Origin of the sequence: Rathayibacter caricis DSM 15933, assembly GCF_003044275.1 — a bacterium.
GTDB lineage: Bacteria > Actinomycetota > Actinomycetes > Actinomycetales > Microbacteriaceae > Rathayibacter > Rathayibacter caricis.
In genome coordinates this window covers 3,719,748-3,740,113 of record NZ_PZPL01000001.1, presented here as the reverse complement: position 1 = coordinate 3,740,113, position 20,366 = coordinate 3,719,748, and the positions used below count along the sequence as shown (strand labels likewise).

Sequence of the window (20,366 nt, the reverse complement as noted above, 5' to 3'; positions counted from 1 at the left end):
CCCAGCTTCGTGCTGTAGCGCCCCGCGGACGGGGGACCGGCTGGAGGTCGTGGCTGGGCTCAGCCGCGCAGCTCGCGCAGCAGAAGCGCGGTCGCGACCGCCGCCTCCGCCGCCTCGCGGCCCTTGTCCTCCTTCGAGCCGGGCAGGCCGGCGCGGTCGATGCCCTGCTGCTCGGTGTCGAGGGTGAGCACGCCGAAGCCGACGGGCTTGCCGGTCTGGATGCTGACGGTCGTCAGGCCCGAGGTGGCGGCGTCCGAGACGTACTCGAAGTGCGGGGTGCCGCCGCGGATGATCACGCCGAGCGCGACGACGGCGTCGGCTCCCGCGTCGAGCGCGACCTTGGCGGCGACGGGCAGCTCGAACGAGCCGGGGACGCGCACGAGCGACCACGAGGCGCCGGACTCGTCGAGGGCGGCGCGCGCTCCGGCGATGAGGCCGTCCGAGATCTGCGTGTGCCACGTCCCGGCGACGACGACGACGCGCAGTCCCGATCCGTCGAGCGGGGTGGAGGTGGTGGGGGCGCCGGAACCGGCCATGCTGTTACTCCTTCGTCGTCGCGCCGGCGATCCCGGCGTCGAGGTGTCCGAGATCGGCGAGGTCGCCGAGGTTCTCGATGTCGTGGCCCATGCGGTCGCGCTTGGTCTCGAGGTAGCCCTCGTTGAACGCGCCGACGCCGACCACGAGCGGCACGCGCTCCGAGACGGTGATGCCGCGGTCGGTCAGCTGGCGGACCTTCTCGGGGTTGTTGGTCAGCAGGCGCACGTCGCGGACGCCGAGGTCCTCGAGGATCCCGACGGCGGCGCCGTAGTCGCGGGCGTCGGCGGGCAGGCCGAGCGCGAGGTTCGCGTCGAGCGTGTCGAGGCCGTCCTCCTGCAGGCGGTAGGCGCGCAGCTTGTTGATCAGGCCGATGCCGCGGCCCTCGTGCCCGCGGAGGTAGACGACCACTCCGCCGTCGCGCTGGATCGTGTCGAGCGCCGCGTCGAGCTGCGGGCCGCACTCGCACTTCAGCGAGCCGAAGGCCTCACCGGTCAGGCACTCCGAGTGCACGCGGACCAGCGGCGGCAGTGCCGTGGACCCGCCGATCGTGCCGGCGACGATCGCGACGTGGTCGGCTCCCGTCTGGCGGTCGCGGTAGGCGCGGACCCGGAACGGGCCGTGGGTGGTGGGGACCGTGGTCTCGACCTCGAAGCTGACCCGGGAGCTCTCGGGGACCGGGACCGACTGGGGCACCTCGGCGTCGCAGTGGAACTCCTGCAGGTACTCGATCAGCGCGGCGACGGTGGTGACGGGGACGCCGTCGCGCTCGCCGAGCGCGATCAGGCCGGGCAGGCGCATCATCTCGCCGTCCTCCGCGACGATCTCGGAGATCGCGGCGACGGGGTAGAGACCGGCGAGCTTCATCAGGTCGACCGCCGCCTCGGTGTGGCCGTCGCGCTCGCGCACGCCACCCTCCACCGCGCGCAGCGGCAGGATGTGGCCCGGGCGGTGCAGCCGCGACGGAGTCGCCTCCGGATCGGCGAGGACGCGGAGGGTGTGCGCGCGGTCGGAGGCGCTGATGCCGGTGGAGAGACGGTCGGCCGCGTCGACCGAGAGCGTGTAGGCCGTGCCGCGCGGGTCCTCGTTGTCGACGACCATGAGCGGGAGCTCGAGCCGGTCGGCGATCTCGTTCGTCATCGGTGCGCAGATGAAGCCGGAGGAGTTGCGCACCAGCCAGGCGATCGTCTCCTGGGTGGCGAGCTGAGCGGCGACGATGACGTCGCCCTCGTTCTCGCGGCCCTCGTCGTCGGCGACGATGATCGGGCGGCCCTCGCGCAGTGCGGCGACGGCCTCGGGGATGCTGGAGAGGCTCATGCCCCACCTCCGGGAAGGGTGACGGGAAGGGCGTGCGCGGGGGTCGCGACGGCCTGCAGGGCGAGCATCCGCTCGACGTGACGGGCGAGGATGTCGGTCTCGATGTTGACCCGCTCGCCGACGGCGCGGGCGCCGAGCGTGGTGGCGGCGAGGGTCTCGGGGATGAGCGAGACCTCGAACCACTGCTCCGGCTCGGCGGCGGGGCTGATGGCCGAGACGGTCAGCGAGACTCCGTCGACCGCGATCGAGCCCTTGTCGGTCACCAGCGGGGCGGCCTGGGGCGGGAGGGAGAAGCGCAGCACGCGCCACGCGTCGCCCGGCGTGATCGACAGCAGCGTCGCCGTGCCGTCGATGTGGCCCTGCACGATGTGGCCGCCGAGCCGGTCGCCCACGAGGGCGGCGCGCTCGAGGTTCACCGGATCGCCGACGGACACGCCGTCGAGGGTCGACATGCGGAGCGTCTGCGCCATCACGTCCGCGGTGAAGCCCTCGTCGGACTGGTCGACGACGGTCAGGCACACGCCGGAGACCGCGATGGAGTCGCCGTGGCGGGCTCCCTCGACCGCGAGCGGACCGCGCACCGTGAGCCGGATCGCATCAGCGCCCGTCTCGATCGCCGTGACGACGCCGATCTCCTCGATGATTCCGGTGAACATCAGTGGGTCTCCATCTGCAGGGCGTGGGGGAGGCGGGCCGGTTCGCCGGCGCCGCCCGCGGGGTGCGCGACGGGGCGCGCGGTCACGAGGAGGTCGTCGCCGAGGACCTCGACGGAGTGGAGGCGGAGGCGGCGGGCGTCGGCGATGCCCGCGACTCCGATGTCGCCGAGCGCCAGGCGGGGGCCGCCGAGCAGCGCGGGCGCGAGGTAGACCAGGTACTCGTCGACCAGGCCGGCGGCGACCAGGGCGGACGCGAGGGTCGGCCCGCCCTCGACGTAGACGTGCCGGATCTCGGCGCGGTAGAGGCGGTCGAGCACGGCCTCGAGGTCGTGGTGGCGCTCGAGGACGGCCCGATGCGGGTGGTGGAGTACGTGCGCGTCCTCCGGGACGGGCCGCTCGCCGACGATCACGGGGATCGGCTGGTGCTCGAGGAGCTCGCCCCCGTCGCCGCGGGCGGTGAGGCTCGGATCGTCGGCGAGGACGGTGCCGGTGCCGACCAGGATCGCGTCGCTGTCGGCGCGCTGCTCGTGGACGCGCTGCCGGGCGGCGGCTCCGGTGATCCAGCGGCTGCTGCCGTCGGCGGCGGCGGTGCGGCCGTCGAGGGTCGAGGCCCATTTGAGGGTGACGAAGGGGCGGTGGAGGCGGGCGGCGGTGAGCCACACGTGCAGGAACTCCTCGCCCTCGTCGGCGAGGACGCCCTCGATCACCTCGATGCCGGCGGCTCGGAGGGTGTCGCCACCGCCTCCCGAGCGGGATCCCGGGTCGTTGACCGCGTAGACCACGCGCGCGACGCCGGCCCGGATGAGGGCGTGGCTGCAGGGACCGGTGCGGCCGGTGTGATCGCACGGCTCGAGGCTGACGATCGCCGTTGCGCCGGTGGCGGCGCCCGGGGCGAGCTTCGAGAGCGCATCGACCTCGGCGTGCGCGGTTCCCGCTCCGTGGTGCCAGCCCTCGGAGAGGACGGTGCCGTCGGGCGCCAGCAGGAGGCAGCCCACGCGCGGATTCACTCCGCGGGCGGGACCGCGCTCGGCGATCGCGAGCGCTCTGCGCATCGCGTGCTCGAAATCGATCGTCATTCCCGGTCTTCCGTTCGTCGCCGAACTCCGGGGTCTCGATCGCCGGTGCGCGGGCACCGTCGTTCGACGCCGCGCTTGCGCGCGACGCTCGTGCGCCTCCCATCCGGACTTTCACCGTCGGTCCCGGAATTCCACCGGATCAACAGCTTCCCACCGAAGTGGTCGGCCGCTCGCGGACTGTCACCGCCGGTTCGGACTCTCACCGACCCCGGAGCACGTGCTATCTCGTTCAGCCTAGGACAACGCGGGTGGGGGTGCGGTATTCCCAGGTCACACTCGGAGGCGCGAGGGACGTCGGTGGGATCTGGCCGGCCGTGCTGTGGGTCCGCAACGTCAGGAGTGGGAGTCGTCTCGGTCGCCGTCGAGCCGATGTGCATCCTCAAGGTGTCGCGCGCGAGTAGCTGCATGGTCGCCCGTTGTGCACGCGGCCGGTGCTCGGCACCGCGGGCGTTGGCGAACCCGGTGTCCCGCAGTGCCCGCGCGTGTGGCAGTTCGGCCGGTCGCCTGGCGAATGATGCTGTCGCTGCGGGGTGACTCGACGACTCGATGGCCCTCTTCGAGAAGCGGGAGGCGGGTCTGAGATGTGGGCCTGCTCGCCACAGTCGTACGGATGCGCCTCAGCTCGCCGAGCAAGTACTAGAACGGCGGTGGATCCTCATCAAGGGCGCGCAAGCACGCGTCGAGTTGCGACGAAAAGAAGTCCCGCGGTGCTGGCGTCGTGGTGTGGTGTCGTCCGGTGGGGCTGGTCCACTCGAGGACGCCTCCGGGGAGGTGTCGGACCTGCCAGGTGGTGGTGTGGCGGAGTCGGTGGTGGTGACGGCAGAGGTGGGCGAGATTGTCGGCGTCGGTGCGACCGTCGTGCTGCCATTCGATGGTGTGGTCGATGTCGCTGCCGCGGGCGGAGCGGGTGCAGCCGGGGAACCGGCAGGTGACGTCGCGGGTGGCGAGGGCGCGGCGGAGGTCGGCGGGGACGCGGTAGGTGGAGCGGCCGACGGAGAGGACTGCGCCGGACTCGGGGTGGGTGAGGATGCGGGTGAACGAGGGGGCGTCGGCGGCCAGGCGCCGGGCGGTGGCGGGGTCGATGGGTCCGTAGCCGTCGAGGATGCCGGGCTCGTCGGAATGTCCGAGGAGGGTCAGGACGGGAACGGTGACGGAGACCCGTGGGCGGATGCCGTGCGGGACTGCGGTGGCCGACCGCGGGCTATCGGGGCGGTCGATGGTCTCGCCGTCGAGGAGGAGGGAGGCGGCGACGTCGGCGCGCAGCTGTCCGAGAGGCCGAACCTCCTCCGGAAGATCCTGCAGGCTGCGCGCGGCGTGGTCGATCCGGTCGAACGCTCCGTGTGCTTCGGAGGCGGGTAGGTGCAGGTGGAGGGTGGCCATGCCGTCGAGGTCGCCGTCGAGCCACACGCCGCGGCGGGCAGCGCACCGCGGGTGGCGGTCAGTGAGGGACTCCGGATGCATCCGCTCGCGCAGCGACCGCAGGCGACGTCGGAGCTGGGGAGGGGTGCACTCGCGGGCGATGACCGCTGCGGCCTCGTCGAATCGGCCGCGCACCTCCGCTGGGAGGTCCAGTGCGGCCCGGATGATCACCCGGGCGTGCTCGGGTGCGATCGCGGCCTCCCGCAGAGCCGTCAGCGTCCCGGGCAGCTCATTGACGAGCATCCGGCTCTCCTCGACGAGGACGCCGGCGAGGGACTCGGAGACTCGCATGCCCGTGGCGAGCTCGGCGATCAGGGCGCGCATCGCGGCCTCTTCGCGTTCGACGTGCGCTTGCACGCTCGGATCGACGAGCGCGTTCGGGAGTGTCATCGCGGTGCGGCGGGCGAGCTCGATCAGCTCCGCCCGCTCGGCTTCGGCTCGGGCCCGGAACGCGTCGACCGCGCAGGCGGCTCCGACGGCGGCGACGAGCGCGTCGTCGAAGCACTCGCGCACGCTCGGACCACCGCCCGCGGGCCTCGCCTCGACATCCAGAAGAACCATACGAGGATGACACCAGCGACCACCGACATCTCAGTCGCGATCGCGCCACGAGGCGGCGGAACGCGCCAGGGAAGGGTCGGAGGTGGGGCTGCTGGTGGACGTGGATCTCGATACGCCCGCTGCGCGGGCTACTCGATCAGCAAGAAGTGGGGGCTGCGCGGGCTACTCGATCAGCAGAGACGGGGGCTGCGCGGGCTGCCCGATCAGCGTGAGGTCAGTAGACCCCGTCCTCCTGCTGGTCGAGTAGCCCCGAAGGGGCGTATCGAGACCGACGTCCCCCAGAAGACCGGCACGAGGCGTTCGGCTCTGGGGTGGTGCTCCGCCGTCGCTGCTCCGGCCCGGCGCGGCGGCGCGCGCGGAGGCGGCGGCTACCCTCGGTCGAATGGACGACAGGTACGGGCAGGACGTGCTCGCCGGGGACTGGCGGGCGAAGCACAAGGTCGAAGTGGCGGTCGTCGAGGCCGTGCGCGACCTCGTGGTCGAGGAGGTCGCCTCCGGGTTCGTGGGCGCCGTGCTCGGCGTCGAGATGCGGATGGTGCGGCTCGAGGACCGGTTCGGGAAGGTGCGCGTGTTCCCGATCGGACCCGGGTTCCTGATCGACGGCAAGCCGGTGTCGCTGAAGGCGCCCGGTCTCAAGCGCGACGCGAACCTCGGCCGGGCGCGCTCCGCCTCCGGATCGTTCCACGTCGCCGACGCGAAGGCGCGCGTCGCGCTGCCCAGCCGCATCTACGTCGAGGGGCGGCACGACGCCGAGCTCGTCGAGAAGGTGTGGGGGCACGACCTGCGGATCGAGGGCGTCGTCGTGGAGTACATCGAGGGCGTGGACCACCTCGACGAGCTGGTCCGCGCGTTCCGTCCGGGCCCGGGCCGGCGCATCGGGGTGCTCGTCGACCACCTCGTCCGAGGGTCGAAGGAGTCGCGGATCGCCGACACCGTCGCCGCCGGCCCGCACGGCGAGCACGTCCTGGTCGTCGGCCACCCCTACATCGACATCTGGCAGGCGGTGAAGCCGGACCGCGTCGGGCTCGAGCGCTGGCCCGAGATCCCCCGCTCGATCGAGTGGAAGCACGGCATCTGCGAGGCGCTCGGCTGGCCGCACGAGGAGCAGGCCGACATCGCCCGCGCGTGGCAGCGGATCCTGGCGAAGGTGACGACGTTCCGCGACCTGGAGCCGGCGCTGCTGGGACGGGTGGAGCAGCTGATCGACTTCGTGACGGAACCTGCGTGAGAGCCGCGGTCGCCCTCGCGCTCGACGTCGTCCTCGTCGCGGTGTTCGTCCTGATCGGCCGTCGCAGCCACGAGGAGGGAGCCGAGCTGCTGGGCTTCCTGACCACGTTCTGGCCGTTCCTCGCGGGACTGCTCGCGGGCTGGGCGCTCGCGCGCTCGTGGCGCGCTCCCGACCGGATCGTGCCCACCGGGCTGATCGTCTGGGCGGGCACGGTCGTCGTCGGGCTGCTGCTGCGCATCGTCTCGCAGCAGGGCGTGCAGTGGAGCTTCGTGATCGTCACCGCGCTGGTGCTGGGCGCGTTCCTCCTCGGCCGGCGGGCCCTCACCCGGCTCGTCGCACGGCGGCGGAGCCGCTGACCCTCAGCCCAGCACCTGCACCCCGAAGTGCTGCGCGAACAGCGGCAGTATCAGGCTCAGCTGCAGCTCCGTCAGCGCCGCTCCGCGCAGGCCGTCGAGGCCGCCGAGCACGTGCAGCTCGGCGCCGCGCAGATCGAGGTGCTCGAGGCGGGCGCCGCCGAGCTCGAGGGAGCGGACGTCGCAGTCGACGAGGCGGACCCGGGCTCCGGTGGCGCCGCCCAGGTCGAGTTCGTCGATCGTGCAGCGCTCGAGCAGGACGTCGCGGAGCGCGGCCCCGCGCAGGTTGACGTAGCCGAGCTTGCAGTCGGCGATCCGCACCTGCTCGAGGGTGCTCTCGTAGAGCTCCGCCGAACCCAGCCGGGAGCCGAGGAGCTCGACCGACCGCCAGCGGCTGCGGGCAGCGGAGAAGCCGGGCACGTCGATCCGCTCGACGCGCGACTCGACGACGGAGGCGGCGCGCAGCTGAGCCCCGGAGAGGACGGCGGCGGAGAGCAGGCACTCGCTGATCGAGACGGCGGTGAGGTCGGCCCCGGTGAGGTCGACCCCGTCGAAGTGCAGGCCCTCGGCGTGCTCGCGGGCGCCGAGATCACCGGCGAACCCCTCGGCGAGGGAGTCGAGGCGGAGGGGATCGAGTCGGGGAGCGGGGATCGCGGCGCGCATCCGGGGAGCCTAGCCCGCACCGCCGACGCGGATCCCGCTCCGGCGCCCCTCTCACCCCCGGCGTCGGTGCGGCCTGGGAGGATGGACGGATGAACCCGACGCTGCTCGAACGGATGCCGACGCCCGACGCCGACGGGCGCGTGGACGACGACGCCGTCTACCTGGCGTTCACGGAGTGGGCCGAGGCGCGCGGACTGCCGCTCTACCCGGCGCAGGACGAGTCGATGCTCGAGATCGCGTCCGGAGCGAACCTGATCCTCTCGACGCCGACCGGCACCGGCAAGTCGCTCGTCGCGATCGGCGCGCATGCCGCTGCCCTCGCCGCCGGGAAGCGCAGCTACTACACGGCGCCGATCAAGGCGCTCGTGTCCGAGAAGTTCTTCGCCCTCGTCGACGTGTTCGGGGCGGCGAACGTCGGCATGGTGACGGGCGACTCCTCCGTCAACGCCGACGCCCCGATCATCTGCTGCACGGCCGAGATCCTGGCGAACCTGGCGCTGCGCCACGGGGCCGGGACCGCCGTCGACCAGGTGGTGATGGACGAGTTCCACTTCTACGCGGACCCCTCGCGCGGCTGGGCCTGGCAGGTGCCGCTGCTGACGCTGCCCCACGTGCAGTTCGTCCTGATGTCGGCGACGCTGGGCGACGTGACGGCGCTCGCCGCCGACCTCACCCGCCGCACGGGACGCGAGACGGCCCGCGTGACGGGCGTGGAGCGTCCGGTGCCGCTGCACTACTTCTACGAGATCGCGCCGATCCACGACTCGATCGAGGAGCTGCTCGCGACGAACCAGTCGCCCGTCTACGTCGTGCACTTCTCGCAGGCTGCGGCTCTCGAGCGCGCGCAGGCGCTCACGAGCGCGAACATCGCCAGCCGCGAGCACCGCGACCGCATCGCCGAGGTGATCGGCGGTTTCCGCTTCACCACGGCCTTCGGCAAGACCCTCTCGCGGCTGCTGCGGCTGGGCATCGGCGTGCACCACGCCGGCATGCTGCCGAAGTACCGACGGCTCGTCGAGCAGCTCGCCCAGCAGGGCATGCTGCGGGTCATCTGCGGCACCGACACCCTCGGCGTGGGGATCAACGTGCCCATCCGCACGGTGCTGCTCACGGCGCTGACGAAGTACGACGGCACGAGGATGCGCCAGCTCTCGGCGCGCGAGTTCCACCAGATCGCCGGCCGCGCCGGTCGCGCCGGCTACGACACCGCGGGCACCGTGGTCGTGCAGGCGCCCGAGCACGAGTCCGAGAACCGCAAAGCGCTCGACAAGATGGGCGACGATCCGAAGAAGCGGAGGAAGTGGGTCGCCAAGCGGGCGCCGCAGGGCTTCGTCAGCTGGGGCGAGCCGAGCTTCCGCAAACTCGTCGACGCGGAGCCCGAGACGCTCACCTCGCACATGACCATCACCTCGGCGATGCTCCTCAACGTGATCGCGCGCGGCGGCGACGCCTTCGCGAACGTGCACGCGCTGATCTTCGACAACCACGAGCCGTGGAAGCGGCAGCTGCAGCTCGCCCGGCGGGCGCTGGGCATCTACCGGACGCTGCGCGAGGCGGGCGTGGTCGAGCAGAGCGTCGGCGCCGACGGCGTGGTGCGCATCCGCCTGACCGTCGACCTGCAGCCGAACTTCGCGCTCAACCAGCCGCTCTCGCCGTTCGCGCTCGCGGTGTTCGACGTGCTCGACCCCGAGTCGCCGACCTTCGCGCTCGACGTGATCTCGGTGCTCGAGTCGACGCTCGACGACCCGCGGCAGATCCTCGGCGCCCAGCAGTTCCAGGCGCGCGGCGACGCGGTGGCGGCGATGAAGGCCGACGGGATCGAGTACGAGGAGCGGATGGAGCTGCTCGAGTCGGTCACCCACCCGAAGCCGCTCGAGGAGCTGCTCGAGGCGACGTTCGCGACCTACACGGCCGCGCAGCCCTGGGTCCGCGACTTCGAGCTGTCGCCGAAGTCGGTCGTGCGCGACATGTACGAGCGGGCGATGTCGTTCGGCGAGTACACCGCGTTCTACAAGCTGTCGCGGTCGGAGGGACTCGTCCTGCGCTACCTGTCCGACGCGTTCCGCGCGGCCCGGCAGACGATCCCGGACGAGATCAAGAACGAGGAGCTGCACGACCTGATCGAGTGGCTCGGCGAGCTCGTGCGCCAAGTCGACTCGTCGCTCGTCGACGAGTGGGAGGAGCTGGTCAACCCGGCCCTGCACGACGCCGACCAGGCGATCGTGCCGCCCGCTCCGCGCCGGCTCACGGCGAACCAGCGGGCGTTCCGCGTACTCGTGCGCAACGAGATGTTCCGCCGGGTGTCGCTCGCGGCGCTCGACGACCACGAGGCGCTGGGCGAGCTCGACGCGGCGGCCGGCTTCGACGCGGACGCGTGGGGGGAGGCGCTGGACGACTACTACGACGAGCACGACACGATCGGCACGGGCCCCGACGCCCGCGGGCCGGCGATGCTGCTCGTCGAGCAGACGCCGACGCAGTGGCGGGTGCGGCAGATCCTCGACGACCCGGCCGGCGACCACGACTGGGGCATCTCGGCGACCGTCGATCTCGCCGAGTCGGACGAGGCGGGAGCCGCCGTGGTGCGGGTCACGGGCGTGGGGCGGCTCGACGGCGGGAGCTGAGGCGGAGGGTCGTTCCCGCCGCGCCGTCCGTCAGCGTCGGCGCTGCTCGCGCTTGCGCATCTCGGCGGCGATGTCGTCCTCGGTGATCTCCTTCTTCACCGGGCCCCAGATCGAGGCGGCCTGGCCGATGACGCCGATCCCGATGCCGAGCATCGGCCAGATCGGCCAGAAGTAGCCGTCGCCGCCCGAGGCGAACCAGACGGTCGTGGTGATCGCGGAGACGCTCGCCCAGCCGCCGACGGAGCCGAAGAAGTCGCGCTTGCGCTTGAGCTCGCGGACGGCGATCGCCCGGTCGGCGTCCTCGACCCGCTCGAGCGCCGACGGCTCGGCTCCCGTCGCGGGCTCGACGGCCTTCGCGTCCCGTCGTGCTGCGGGATCCGGGGACCCCCACTGGTCGCTCATCCGGCCCCCTCCGTGTCGCTCGCTCCAGACTACGCACGGGCCGCGGCGCCCGCACCGCCGTCAGGACCGGGCGTGCACGTGGGTGCGCTCCATGATCGCGCTGGTCAGCGCCTCGACCGGCTCACGGGCGGCGGTGCTGCTCTCGAGCAGGCGGAAGTCGATGTCCTCGAGCTCGGGCAGGCCGGCGCGGTCGCCGACGGTGACGAGATCCTCCGGGATCAGGGAGCGCGGGAAGACGGCGACGCCGATGCCGGCGCGGACCGCCGCGAGCACGCCGTTCACCTCGCGGGTGTTGCAGGTGATCCGCCAGGTGCGTCCGGCCGCCTCGAGGGCGTCGATCGCGATCTGCCGCGAGACGCTGGGGCCGCGGTAGGCGATCAGCGGCACCGTCTCATCGCGCTCGACGACCGTCTTCTCGTGCGCGACCCAGACCATCGTGTCGCGGCGCACGAGCCGGCCGTCCGTGGATCCGGGAGCGGTCTTGACGAAGATGAGGTCGAGCTGGCCGGCCTCGAGTCGTCGCCGCAGCGGCGCGCTCTGGTCGACGGTCAGCTCGAGCTTGATCTGCGGATGCAGCTGCCGGAAGTGCCGGAGGATGCGGGGGAGCTGCGTGATCGCGAGGTCGTCGGCCGATCCGAAGCGGAGCCGGCCCTTCATCGCGGTGCCGCTGAAGTAGTCCTCGGCGGCGGCGTGCGCGGCGAGGATCGTCCGGGCGAAGCCGGCCATGGCGACTCCGTTGTCGGTGATCTCGACCTCGCGGGTGTCGCGGACGACGAGGATGCGGTCGGCCGCCTGCTCGAGTCTGCGGACGTGCTGGCTGACGGTCGGCTGGCTGATGCCGAGCTGCGCCGCCGCCCGGGTGAAGCCGCGCGTCTCGGCGACCGCGAGGAAGGTCCGGAGGAGGACGGGGTCGTACACGGAGGCCTCCCGGGGGTCGCGGTCATTGCGAGGGGTGATGCGGGCTCCCTCCCGAATTTACGGGCTCGATGCGCGGAGGGGGAGTCCCTGGGCCTCAGGACGGCTCGGGCTGGCAGTGCGGGCACCACCACGTGCGGCGCCGCTCGGGGTCGTCGGGGACCTCGGCCCGCACGAGCACGACGGTGCCGCAGCGGCGGCACGGACGACCGGCCCGGCCGACCACCCAGTGGCGCTCGCCGGCGCGGGTGTCGCCGGTGGTGGTCTGGAACATGCCGGGGATCGTGACCGAGGCGCGCAGGGCCCTCGCCGAGGTGGCGACGAGTGCGCGGACGTCGAGGGAGCCGACGGGGCGCCAGGGGAACGCCCCGCGGAGGAAGCAGACCTCGTTCGCCCAGAGGTTGCCGAGCCCGGCGAGCATCCGCTGGTCGAGCAGTGCCGCGATCACCGGCCGCTCCGGCGCGCGGAGGAGGCGGGCGACGGCCTCGTCGGCGCTCCAGTCGTCGCGGAGCGGGTCGGGACCGAGGTGCCCGATCGCGGTGGGGAGGTCCCGTTCGTGCAGCAGCTCGACGACCGGGAGCTCGAGGCCCCACAGCGTCGTGCCGTCGTCGAGGCGGAGTCGGACGCGCACGTCGGGGAGGACCCGGCGCGGGACCGCGCGGCCCGGTGCGGTGACGGTCCACGAGCCCTGCATCCGCAGGTGCGTGTGCAGGACCAGCTGCTGGTCGAAGTGCGTCAGCAGGTGCTTGCCGTGCGTCTCGTGGCGGAGGACCTGCAGTCCGGTGAGCGCGGTGCCCGCGGCGTTCCCGGAGCGGAGCTCGCCCTCCACGACGAACCGCCCGTCGGCCGCGGAGCGGAGACGGGCGGCGAGTCGGTGGACGCTGTCTCCCTCGGGCACGGGCCGCACTCTAGAGTGCGCGGCCCGTGCCTTCCTGGGGAGTCGGCCCGCCTCAGCGGGCGGGGTACGCCTCCTCGACGGTGCGCTCGGACCCGTCGGGCGCGGTGACCACGATGGTCGCGACGCCCGCGGCGAGGGCGCGCTCGTGGGTGTTGAAGGTCACGCTGAACTCGCGGCCCGGCTTGAGCTTCTTGGTCGACTTGGTTCCGAAATCGGTCGAGACGACGACCGAGACGGGCTCCGGTCCGTTGTTCACGGCGGTGACCGTGATCGTCGCGAACGGGCCGCGGGCTCCGGTCTCGGCGCTCGTGGCGACGTCGATGGAGGTGACGGGCGCCTCGGGCAGGTCGAGGCCGACGACCACGGGGTCGTGGTCGCTGGAGCGGAACGCGGAGGTGTCGTAGAAGATCGTCGCGTTGTAGTCGTAACGGCTGTACTCCAGCGCCACGGACTCGCCGCTGTTGATGTTCCAGGTGTCGACTCCGGTGACGATCGCATCGGCGGCGGGGGAGGCGAAGACGTGGTCGAGCGAGCCGACCGCGCCGTCGAACGAGTAGGAGTACTCGCCGCCGTCCTTCGCGCCCTGGTCGAGGTAGCCCGCGTCGGTGATGACCTTCACCGGGTCCTCCTGCGAGTAGGCGTTGAAGTCGCCGAGCAGGTAGACGAGCTCGGTCGCCTTCTCGGTCTTCAGCCGGTCGGCGAAGGCGACGAGCGCGGTGGCCTGAGCGACGCGCGAGGCGTTGGAGGCGCCCTGACCGTCTCCCTGGTCGGCGTCGGCGCCGGATCCGGAGCCCTTCGACTTGAAGTGGTTGACGATCGCGACGAACTCGCTCTCGGCGACGCCGATCAGGCGGAACTCCTGGGCGAGCGGCTTGCGTGCGTTCGAGAACGCGGTGGTGTCGTTCAGGATGACCGACTCGCCGACGGGCTCGATCACGGCCTTCTTGTAGATGAAGGCGGTGCGGATGACGTCCTCGTCGGCCAGCGCGGGGAGCGCGGCGGGCGAGGCGACGTACGCCCACACCTCCGAACCGGCGGCGGCGTTGAGGGCGGCGGTCAGCGTGGCGAGGGCCTCGTCGCGCGGCTTGCCGAACTTGGCGGAGTTCTCGATCTCCTCCAGCGACACGACGCCGGCGCCGAGGGCGTTGATCGCGGTGACGATCTTGGCCTGCTGGCGCTCGAGGTCGTCGGCGTTCGCGGCGCCGCGCGCGTCGCAGCCGCTGTTCACCGTGACGGGGTCGCCGTCGCGGTCGGTGTAGAACGTGCAGCCGGCCACCGAGTCGCCGGTGGTCGAGAAGTAGTTGAGCACGTTGAACGACGCGATCGCCACGTCGCCGCCGACGGCCTCGGGAGCCGCGGTGCGGGTGTCGGCGAACTCGGCCGGCTGCACCGTCTCGGCGTTCTCGACGGTCAGCTGCGTGACGGGCTGGAAGGCCCAGCCGTTGTTGCGGTAGTCGAGCACGACCGGCCCGGTGAAGGTCGTCGGGGCTCCGACGCGGATCGGCTCGGTCGGCGTGAGGTAGGGCAGCGGGATCGCCTTGTTGGCGGCCGACCCGAGGAAGTTGATCGAGGCTCCGTCGTCGAGCACGACGGCGCGGGCCGCGTTGTCGGCGACGACCGCGGCGAGCTCGGGCGATCCCGGGCGGGCGACCTCGGTCGGGGTGAGCAGCGGAGAGGTGCCCGCGGCGAGCCCGATCGAGCCGAAGCTGTTGAGGTCGAAGGTGTCGGTCACGGTGAAGGCGCCCTGCGGGGCGATCAGCATGCTCTCGAGCAGTTCGCGCTCCTCGGCCGTGCGGGGCAGCTCGACGGCGGCCGGGACGACCGGGGCGGCGGGGGCCTCGAGGCGGACGACGGTCGCGGCCGAGGTCGGGGTGAGCTCGGTGAGCCCGTTGAACTCGCTCACGGTGCCGGTGATCTCGAGGTGGTCGCCGATCGCGACGGAGCCGACCGAGGCGGAGGAGTAGACGAAGACCGCGTCGGAGGCGGTGCGGCCGGTGATGCTGCCGCCCGTGCCGGGCGTCTGGATCACGTAGCCGTTGTAGCCGCCGGAGGGGTAGCGGGCAGTGACGACTCCCGTCGTGGTGACGGTGCGGCCGACGAGCGGCGACGCGGCTCCGCTGCCCTGGATCTCGGCGATGGTCGCCTTCTCGGCGGGCGCGGGAGGAGTGACGGGCGGCGTCGTGGGGCCGGGGGTGGGCTCCGGCTCGGCGTCGGTGCCGCTCGAGCGGGGCGTCGGCGCTCCGACGGAGAAGTCGGCGCTGTTGACGTCGGTGTCGCCGGCGGTGCCGTCGGCGCGCGAGATCGACTCGGTGTTCGTCGGGACGGCGGCGGCGGTCGTCTCGAAGGTGTTCGAGGTGCCGTAGCCGAGGAGGTCGAGGACCGTGCCGGGCTGCGGGGCGGTGCCGGTCGGCGGGGCGACGAGCGGAGCGGTGCCGTCGACGAGGAAGAGGGTGCCGCCACCCGCCGCGATGTTCAGGCCGTTCGCGACCTGGTCGGGATCGGGCAGCGCCGCGCCGTTCGTGCCGTTGCTCGCGCCCTGCACGAGGAAGTGGCCGCCGGCCGGGACGACGCCCTGGAGTGCGACGCTCGTCGAGGGGTTCGCCGTGCCGGTCGCGGAGCGGTACTGCAGGCTCGTGCCGGCCAGGGCGATGTCGGAGCCGGTGGGGTTGTGGAGCTCGACGTAGCGGTTGCTGTAGACCGCTCCGGTCGAGCCGCCGCGGGTGAAGATCTCGCTGATGACGAGCTCGTCGCCGGCCGGGGCGGCCGAGGCGGACTGGGCGACGAGCGGGGCGGCGACCAGCGCGAGGCCCGCGAGCCCGGCGCCGGCGAGTGCGCGCCTGCGTCGGCGGAAGGGGATGGCGGTGTCGTGCACCGGGGTGTCGGGCATGGGTGTCCTCTCGATCGCCGTCCCGGTGGGGACGGTCTGTCGCGCGTGCGTCGGCGCTGATGGAGCGCGGCCGGTGGTGCTCATGCCCCTGAAAGGGGCACGAGTAGCCACGCTATGCAGTCCAGATGCCCGCTCCGTGAACCGGGTGTTTCATGAGTGTGAACTCAGCCACCGACATCGCGACGCGACGGACACGACGGCGCGCGCCACTACGGTCGAGCCATGAGCGATCCCCACGATCTGCGCCGCCGTCTGGTCCGCGCGCACGGCGACTCCCGGGATCGGACGGACGGGTACGCCTCCGCCGACGTGACCGGCTGGTGGCGCGATCCGGGCCTGCTCGCGGCCCTCGGCCCCGGCCTCTCCGCCCTGTTCGCCGACGAGGAGGTGACGGTCGTCCTCGGTCCGCAGACGCGGGGCACTCCGCTGGCCGCCCTGGTCGCCCTGCACCGCGGCGCCGGGCTCGTCGAGGCGCGGAAGGCGTCGGCGCCCGTCGAGGACGGCGTCGACTGGTGGGAGACGGCGCTCCCGCGCGACTACCGCGACGACCCGATCCACTTCCGGGTGCGCCGCGCCGTCCTGGCTCCGGGGGACCGCGTGCTGCTCGTCGACGACTGGATCGAGACCGGGACGCAGGCCGCCGCCTGCCGGCGCCTGGTCGCCCTCGCCGGGGCGGAGTGGGTGGGCGCGGCCGTCGTGGTCGACGGCCTGGAGGACGACGCGCGGCGCTCCGATCTGCGCGTGCGCTCGCTCCTGCGCGACGCCGAGCTCTGAGCGCTCGCGGCGGACGTCCGGGAACGGCGGCCATGATCGGGGGATGATCTCCTTCGAGCTGGCCCGAGCGCTGCGCACCGCGGGCGTGCGCTGGTCACCGGTCACCGGCGACCGCTTCCGCATCGAGCGGGAGGGGTTCGACGGCGACGTCTTCACCGTCAGCGACATGACGATCGAGGCGCACGAGTACCCCGGCGGCACCGTGCTGGGCTTCAACGGCACCACCGAGTGGGCGCTGGACTCGGTCTCGCTCGAGGACTCGCTCTGGATGCCGCGCGAGGACCAGCTGCGCGAGCTGCTGCGCGGCACGTTCCGCTCGCTGCGCCGCGAGGAGGGCGAGCCCGCGCGCCACGTCGTCGAGATCGTCCTCGGCGGGGTCGCGCGCACCTTCGAGGACGCGGCGCCCGAGAACGCCTACGGCGAGGCGCTCCTGGCGCTGGTGAGCTCGGCCTCGGTCGATCTCGACGACGTCGACGAGCTCGTCTGAGCCGCTGAGGCGCCGGAGGCCCCCGCCGTCCGCGTCAGGACGCGGCCTTCTCCTCGTCGCTCTTCGCGGCCGTCCGCTTCGCCGCGGGCTTCTTCGCGGCGGGCTTCTTCGCCGGAGCCTTCTTCGCCGCCGGCTTCGATCCGGCCGCGCCGGACGCGTCGTCCTCGGCCGCCGTCGACGAGCCCTTCGCGGTGCTCTTCTTCGCGGTGCTCTTCTTCGCGGGCGCCTTCTCCGGAGCGTCGCCCGTCGCCCCGCCCTTCGCCCCGCGGCTGCGCTCGACCGAGCGCTTGAGCGCCTCCATCAGGTCGAGCACCTCGCCGCCGCCCTCCTCCTCCGGCTTCTCGCCGAAGGTCGCGGCGGTGTCGAGCGCGTCGCCCTGCTCGATCTTCGCGTCGATCAGGGTGCGCAGCTCCTCCTGGTACGCGTCGGTGAACTTCGACGCGTCGAAGTCCTCGGAGTAGGAGTCGACGAGGTGCGAGGACATCTCGAGCTCGCGCGCCGCGATCCGGGTCGTGCCCTCGAGGGAGGGGAACTCGACCTCGCGGACCTCGTCGGCCCAGAGCAGCGTCTGCAGCATCAGCAGCTTGCCGCGCACGCGCAGCGCCGCCAGACGGGTCTTCTGCCGCAGGGCGAACTCGACGATCGCCGTGCGGTCGGTCTGCTCGAGCGTGCGCCGCAGCAGCACGTACGCCTTGGGGGAGGAGGAGTCGGGCTCGAGGATGTACGCGCGGTCGAACATGATCGGGTCGACCTGGTCGCTGGGCACGAACTGCACCACGTCGATCTCGCGGTCGCGCTCCTCGGGCAGCGCCTTCAGCTCGTCCTTGGTGAGCACGACCGTGTGCTCGCCGTCGTCGTAGGCCTTGTCGATGTGGTCGAACGAGACGACCTCGCCGCAGACCTCGCACTTGCGCTGGTACCGGATCCGCCCGCCGTCGCGGTCGTGCACCTGGTGCAGCGCGATGTCGTGGTCCTCGGTCGCGCTGTAGATCTTGACCGGCACGTTGACCAGGCCGAAGGTGATCGCGCCCTTCCAGATGGCTCGCATGGGTTCAGTGAACACCGTGCGCACCGGCGGCGGGAAGCCCTCCCGGCACTCGACGTCCTCCCGGCCCGCGGGTGTGGAATGGACGGATGACGAGCGAGGACACGACCGCGAGCGACGAGGACCGGCCGTCGGACCGGCTCCGAGCGGCGCTCCACGCGCCGAACGCGTCGTCGAGGCTGCAGGCGGCGATGAGCGCGGGGACGAGGCCGGCCGACGAGTACGTCCCGGTGCTGGTCGCGCGCTGCGCCGTCGAGCCCGACTTCGGCGTGCGCGAGATGCTCACCTGGGCGCTGGTGCGGCACGACGCCGCGGTCACCGTCGATCCGCTGATCGCCGAGCTGGTCTCGGAGTCGCCGCAGGCCCGCGCGCAGGCCCTGCACACCCTGTCCAAGGTGGGCGATCCCCGGGCGTGGGCCGCGATCACGCCCGCGCTGCTGCACGACGAGCACCTCGAGGTCGCGAAGGCCGCCTGGCGCACCGCCGCCCGCCTCGCACCCCGGGAGGAGCGTCCCGCGCTCGCCCGGCAGCTCGCCGAGCACCTCGGCGACGGCGACCGTCCCGAGCAGCGGAGTCTCACCCGCGCGCTCCTGATGCTCGAGGAGGCCGCGGCGCCCGCCCTCGAGGCCGCCGCGCAGTCGGAGGAGCAGCCGAGGCGGATCCACGCGCTCGCAACCCTCCGCCTCCTCGCCGACCCGGACGAGGACGTCGAGGACGCCTTCGATCGCGCCCGCCGCGCCTGACGGGCCCGCACGCGGAGGAGCCCCGGGCGTCGAGGGAGCCTGCAGCAGCAGGCGGCCTCGACGGCCCGGGGCTCCCCGGTCGCGTCGCGCGTGGACTACACGCCGACGCCCGTCGGCAGTTCGCGGTCGGCGAGGTACTCGCGCACCAGGCGCTCGACCGTCGCGCGGTCGAGGCCGAGACTGCCCAGACCTGCGTCGAGGTACTGCTCGGCGTTCTCGGCGGTGATGCCGATCTCGGCGATGATCTCGCGGTAGGTCATGCCCGAGGCGAGCAGTCGCAGGATCTCGGCCCTCGTCGGCAGAGTGACCGGCGTGGGCTCCGGCGTCGGCGGGGTCGGGTTCTTCTCCCCGTCGATCGCCGAGGTGTCGTCGGCGAACGAGGCGGTCACGAACGCGATCGCCTTCGAGGTGATGCCGAGCGCCTCCTGGTTGATGTTCGCCAGGTCGTCACCGGCCGAGTGGTAGTTCGGGTCGTGCGGGATGCCGGCGGTGCCGCCGAAGAGCGCGACCTCCTCCTCCGTCTTGATGTCGTCGGCTCCGGTGAAGACGCCCGACGAGGGGATCCCGACCGAGATGAAGCCGTCGTAGTCGCTGCGTCCGTCGAACGCGGTGTCGATCCACGGCTGGCCGATGGAGTCGAAGTAGTCCGTGAACGCCTTCTCGGTGGCGATGGAGCCCGCGGGCACCTCGACCGGGGCCTCGTAGGTGGACTCGTTCGCGTCGTAGACCGACACGACGTAGTTGGGCGAGGCGACCATGTCGAAGTTCATGTACGTCGCGATCTTCGCAGCGTCCTCCTCCGTCAGCGAGTCGACGTAGGTGTAGGAGCCGACCAGGCCGACCTCCTCGGCGCCCCACCAGGCGAAGCGGACCGCGTTCGTGGTCTCGCCGGCCTCGGCCAGCTCGACCGCCGTCTCGAGCAGCGTCGCCGATCCGGAGCCGTTGTCGTTGATGCCGGGGCCCTCGGGCACGCCGTCGAGGTGCGCGCCGAGCATGACCACGTTGTCGTGGTCGCCGCCCGCGGTCTCGGCGAGGATGTTGAAGGTGTCGGTGTCGGTGGTCGTCTGCTCGAGGACGAGCGTCGCGCTCGTGGGCAGCGCCGCGAGCAGCGCCTGACCCTCCTCGAGGGTGATGCCGACCGACGGGACGTAGGCCTCGTCGGGGGCGCCGAGCGTGCCGTTCAGCGGCTCGGCGGGGGCGTTGTTGTAGATGATGACCGCGGAGGCGCCCGCCGCTCCCGCGGCCGCGCTCTTCTCCGCGAAGGAGCAGGTGCCGCGGCTGACCAGGGCGACCTTGCCCGTGGCGTCGAGGCCGGCCCAGGCGTCGGCCGTGCAGCCGAGCGGGTCGACGGGAGCGATGAGCTCGCCGGTGACGCCCCCCTCGGGCGTGGACGGCGTGAACGACATCGGGATGCCCTCGACGGCCGGGGTCGTAGCGAGCGAGAACGCGTCGATCGTCTGCGTCGTGGTCGTGAAGTCCTGACGCTCGGTCTCGTAGCCGGCGGCCGCGAGGACGGATTCGACGTACTGTCCGCTGAGCTCGTAGCCGGGCGTGCCGATGGCCCGGTTGCCGCCGTTCGCGTCGGCGATGGCCTGGAACGCCTCCAGGTGCTCCATGATGCCGTCGACCGTGACGGCGTCGGCGAGGTCGGCGGCCTCGACCGCGCTCGCGCTCGGGGCGAAGACGAAGCCGGCGACGAGGGCGCCCGCTCCGATCATCGCGCTGGTGCCGAGGAGTGAGCGCCGGCGTCGTGCGCCTGGTGCTCGGGGTGTGCTGTTCGCCAC

Annotated in this window: 18 protein-coding genes and 1 riboswitch; of the genes, 6 read left to right on the top strand and 12 right to left on the bottom strand. The window is 72.5% G+C overall.

Going from position 1 to position 20,366, the window contains the following annotated elements; genetic code table 11:
- Positions 1-59: 59 nt before the first annotated feature.
- The 5 genes from ribH to C1I63_RS17435 form a co-directional block, all read right to left on the bottom strand.
- Entirely contained in the window at positions 60-536 is a 477-nt protein-coding gene (ribH, locus tag C1I63_RS17455) for a 6,7-dimethyl-8-ribityllumazine synthase (RefSeq protein WP_055791321.1), read from the bottom strand.
- 4 nt (positions 537-540) lie between these two features.
- On the bottom strand, positions 541-1,851 hold the full coding sequence (gene ribA / locus C1I63_RS17450) for a GTP cyclohydrolase II (RefSeq protein WP_107575587.1): 1,311 nt from the start codon (positions 1,849-1,851) through the stop codon (positions 541-543).
- A complete protein-coding gene (locus C1I63_RS17445) occupies positions 1,848-2,507 on the bottom strand; it encodes a riboflavin synthase (RefSeq protein ID WP_107575586.1) in 660 nt (219 codons plus the stop codon). The genes ribA and C1I63_RS17445 overlap by 4 nt, the downstream gene beginning before the upstream one ends.
- A complete protein-coding gene (gene ribD, locus C1I63_RS17440) occupies positions 2,507-3,583 on the bottom strand; it encodes a bifunctional diaminohydroxyphosphoribosylaminopyrimidine deaminase/5-amino-6-(5-phosphoribosylamino)uracil reductase RibD (RefSeq protein ID WP_244907147.1) in 1,077 nt (358 codons plus the stop codon). The genes C1I63_RS17445 and ribD overlap by 1 nt, the downstream gene beginning before the upstream one ends.
- Before the next feature lie 87 nt (positions 3,584-3,670).
- Positions 3,671-3,803, bottom strand: a riboswitch (FMN riboswitch).
- Positions 3,804-4,219: 416 nt separating this feature from the next.
- On the bottom strand, positions 4,220-5,563 hold the full coding sequence (locus tag C1I63_RS17435) for an HNH endonuclease signature motif containing protein (protein WP_107575585.1): 1,344 nt from the start codon (positions 5,561-5,563) through the stop codon (positions 4,220-4,222).
- A 382-nt stretch (positions 5,564-5,945) separates the two neighbouring features.
- Here C1I63_RS17435 and C1I63_RS17430 point away from each other — a divergent pair, with 382 nt between their 5' ends.
- Together C1I63_RS17430 and C1I63_RS17425 are read left to right on the top strand one after the other, a co-directional pair.
- The gene (locus C1I63_RS17430) at positions 5,946-6,791 is read left to right on the top strand and encodes a DUF3097 domain-containing protein (protein WP_107575584.1); all 846 of its coding nucleotides are present in this window, start codon (positions 5,946-5,948) and stop codon (positions 6,789-6,791) included.
- A complete protein-coding gene (locus C1I63_RS17425) occupies positions 6,788-7,147 on the top strand; it encodes a DUF3054 domain-containing protein (protein WP_211315640.1) in 360 nt (119 codons plus the stop codon). The genes C1I63_RS17430 and C1I63_RS17425 overlap by 4 nt, the downstream gene beginning before the upstream one ends.
- A 3-nt stretch (positions 7,148-7,150) precedes the next feature.
- On the opposite strand, the gene C1I63_RS17420 is transcribed toward C1I63_RS17425, so the two are convergent.
- Positions 7,151-7,807 carry a pentapeptide repeat-containing protein gene (locus tag C1I63_RS17420; RefSeq protein ID WP_107575582.1) on the bottom strand — a complete coding sequence of 219 codons (657 nt, stop codon included), beginning with the start codon at positions 7,805-7,807 and terminating at the stop codon, positions 7,151-7,153.
- An 89-nt stretch (positions 7,808-7,896) separates the two neighbouring features.
- Between C1I63_RS17420 and C1I63_RS17415 the strand changes: the two genes are divergently transcribed.
- The gene (locus tag C1I63_RS17415) at positions 7,897-10,431 is read left to right on the top strand and encodes a DEAD/DEAH box helicase (RefSeq protein ID WP_055793862.1); all 2,535 of its coding nucleotides are present in this window, start codon (positions 7,897-7,899) and stop codon (positions 10,429-10,431) included.
- A gap of 30 nt (positions 10,432-10,461) precedes the next feature.
- On the opposite strand, the gene C1I63_RS17410 is transcribed toward C1I63_RS17415, so the two are convergent.
- From C1I63_RS17410 to C1I63_RS17395, 4 genes are all read right to left on the bottom strand, one after another.
- On the bottom strand, positions 10,462-10,833 hold the full coding sequence (locus C1I63_RS17410; protein WP_107575581.1) for a 2TM domain-containing protein: 372 nt from the start codon (positions 10,831-10,833) through the stop codon (positions 10,462-10,464).
- A gap of 60 nt (positions 10,834-10,893) precedes the next feature.
- On the bottom strand, positions 10,894-11,751 hold the full coding sequence (locus C1I63_RS17405; protein ID WP_107575580.1) for a LysR substrate-binding domain-containing protein: 858 nt from the start codon (positions 11,749-11,751) through the stop codon (positions 10,894-10,896).
- Between the two features lie 94 nt (positions 11,752-11,845).
- Positions 11,846-12,646: a DNA-formamidopyrimidine glycosylase family protein gene (locus C1I63_RS17400; protein WP_107575579.1), complete on the bottom strand. Its 801-nt coding sequence runs from the start codon at positions 12,644-12,646 to the stop codon at positions 11,846-11,848.
- Between the two features lie 52 nt (positions 12,647-12,698).
- Positions 12,699-15,533, bottom strand: coding sequence for an ExeM/NucH family extracellular endonuclease (locus C1I63_RS17395; RefSeq protein ID WP_107575578.1), 2,835 nt, complete (start codon positions 15,531-15,533; stop codon positions 12,699-12,701).
- A 222-nt stretch (positions 15,534-15,755) separates the two neighbouring features.
- Between C1I63_RS17395 and C1I63_RS17390 the strand changes: the two genes are divergently transcribed.
- Together C1I63_RS17390 and C1I63_RS17385 are read left to right on the top strand one after the other, a co-directional pair.
- Complete coding sequence (locus tag C1I63_RS17390; protein WP_107575577.1) at positions 15,756-16,307, top strand: phosphoribosyltransferase family protein; 552 nt, start codon at positions 15,756-15,758, stop codon at positions 16,305-16,307.
- Positions 16,308-16,350: 43 nt separating this feature from the next.
- A complete protein-coding gene (locus C1I63_RS17385; protein ID WP_107575576.1) occupies positions 16,351-16,794 on the top strand; it encodes a pilus assembly protein CpaE in 444 nt (147 codons plus the stop codon).
- 34 nt (positions 16,795-16,828) lie between these two features.
- Here the strand turns inward: C1I63_RS17385 and ku are convergent, their stop codons facing one another.
- The gene (gene ku / locus C1I63_RS17380; protein WP_107575941.1) at positions 16,829-17,842 is read right to left on the bottom strand and encodes a non-homologous end joining protein Ku; all 1,014 of its coding nucleotides are present in this window, start codon (positions 17,840-17,842) and stop codon (positions 16,829-16,831) included.
- An 86-nt stretch (positions 17,843-17,928) separates the two neighbouring features.
- Between ku and C1I63_RS17375 the strand changes: the two genes are divergently transcribed.
- Positions 17,929-18,582 carry a HEAT repeat domain-containing protein gene (locus tag C1I63_RS17375; RefSeq protein ID WP_107575575.1) on the top strand — a complete coding sequence of 218 codons (654 nt, stop codon included), beginning with the start codon at positions 17,929-17,931 and terminating at the stop codon, positions 18,580-18,582.
- 95 nt (positions 18,583-18,677) lie between these two features.
- Here C1I63_RS17375 and C1I63_RS17370 read toward each other — a convergent pair whose 3' ends face one another.
- Positions 18,678-20,366, bottom strand: coding sequence for a M28 family peptidase (locus C1I63_RS17370; RefSeq protein ID WP_244907145.1), 1,689 nt, complete (start codon positions 20,364-20,366; stop codon positions 18,678-18,680).

Bases quoted from the DNA above. Each gene is read 5' to 3' on its own strand.
- ku (WP_107575941.1), bottom strand. From the start codon at position 17,842: ATGCGAGCCATCTGGAAGGGCGCGATCACCTTCGGCCTGGTCAACGTG.
- C1I63_RS17385 (WP_107575576.1), top strand. From the start codon at position 16,351: ATGATCTCCTTCGAGCTGGCCCGAGCGCTGCGCACCGCGGGCGTGCGC.
- ribD (WP_244907147.1), bottom strand. From the start codon at position 3,583: ATGACGATCGATTTCGAGCACGCGATGCGCAGAGCGCTCGCGATCGCC.
- C1I63_RS17395 (WP_107575578.1), bottom strand. From the start codon at position 15,533: ATGCCCGACACCCCGGTGCACGACACCGCCATCCCCTTCCGCCGACGC.
- C1I63_RS17435 (WP_107575585.1), bottom strand. From the start codon at position 5,563: ATGGTTCTTCTGGATGTCGAGGCGAGGCCCGCGGGCGGTGGTCCGAGC.
- ribH (WP_055791321.1), bottom strand. From the start codon at position 536: ATGGCCGGTTCCGGCGCCCCCACCACCTCCACCCCGCTCGACGGATCG.
- C1I63_RS17390 (WP_107575577.1), top strand. From the start codon at position 15,756: ATGAGCGATCCCCACGATCTGCGCCGCCGTCTGGTCCGCGCGCACGGC.
- C1I63_RS17430 (WP_107575584.1), top strand. From the start codon at position 5,946: ATGGACGACAGGTACGGGCAGGACGTGCTCGCCGGGGACTGGCGGGCG.
- C1I63_RS17410 (WP_107575581.1), bottom strand. From the start codon at position 10,833: ATGAGCGACCAGTGGGGGTCCCCGGATCCCGCAGCACGACGGGACGCG.
- ribA (WP_107575587.1), bottom strand. From the start codon at position 1,851: ATGAGCCTCTCCAGCATCCCCGAGGCCGTCGCCGCACTGCGCGAGGGC.
- C1I63_RS17375 (WP_107575575.1), top strand. From the start codon at position 17,929: ATGACGAGCGAGGACACGACCGCGAGCGACGAGGACCGGCCGTCGGAC.
- C1I63_RS17445 (WP_107575586.1), bottom strand. From the start codon at position 2,507: ATGTTCACCGGAATCATCGAGGAGATCGGCGTCGTCACGGCGATCGAG.
- C1I63_RS17415 (WP_055793862.1), top strand. From the start codon at position 7,897: ATGAACCCGACGCTGCTCGAACGGATGCCGACGCCCGACGCCGACGGG.
- C1I63_RS17420 (WP_107575582.1), bottom strand. From the start codon at position 7,807: ATGCGCGCCGCGATCCCCGCTCCCCGACTCGATCCCCTCCGCCTCGAC.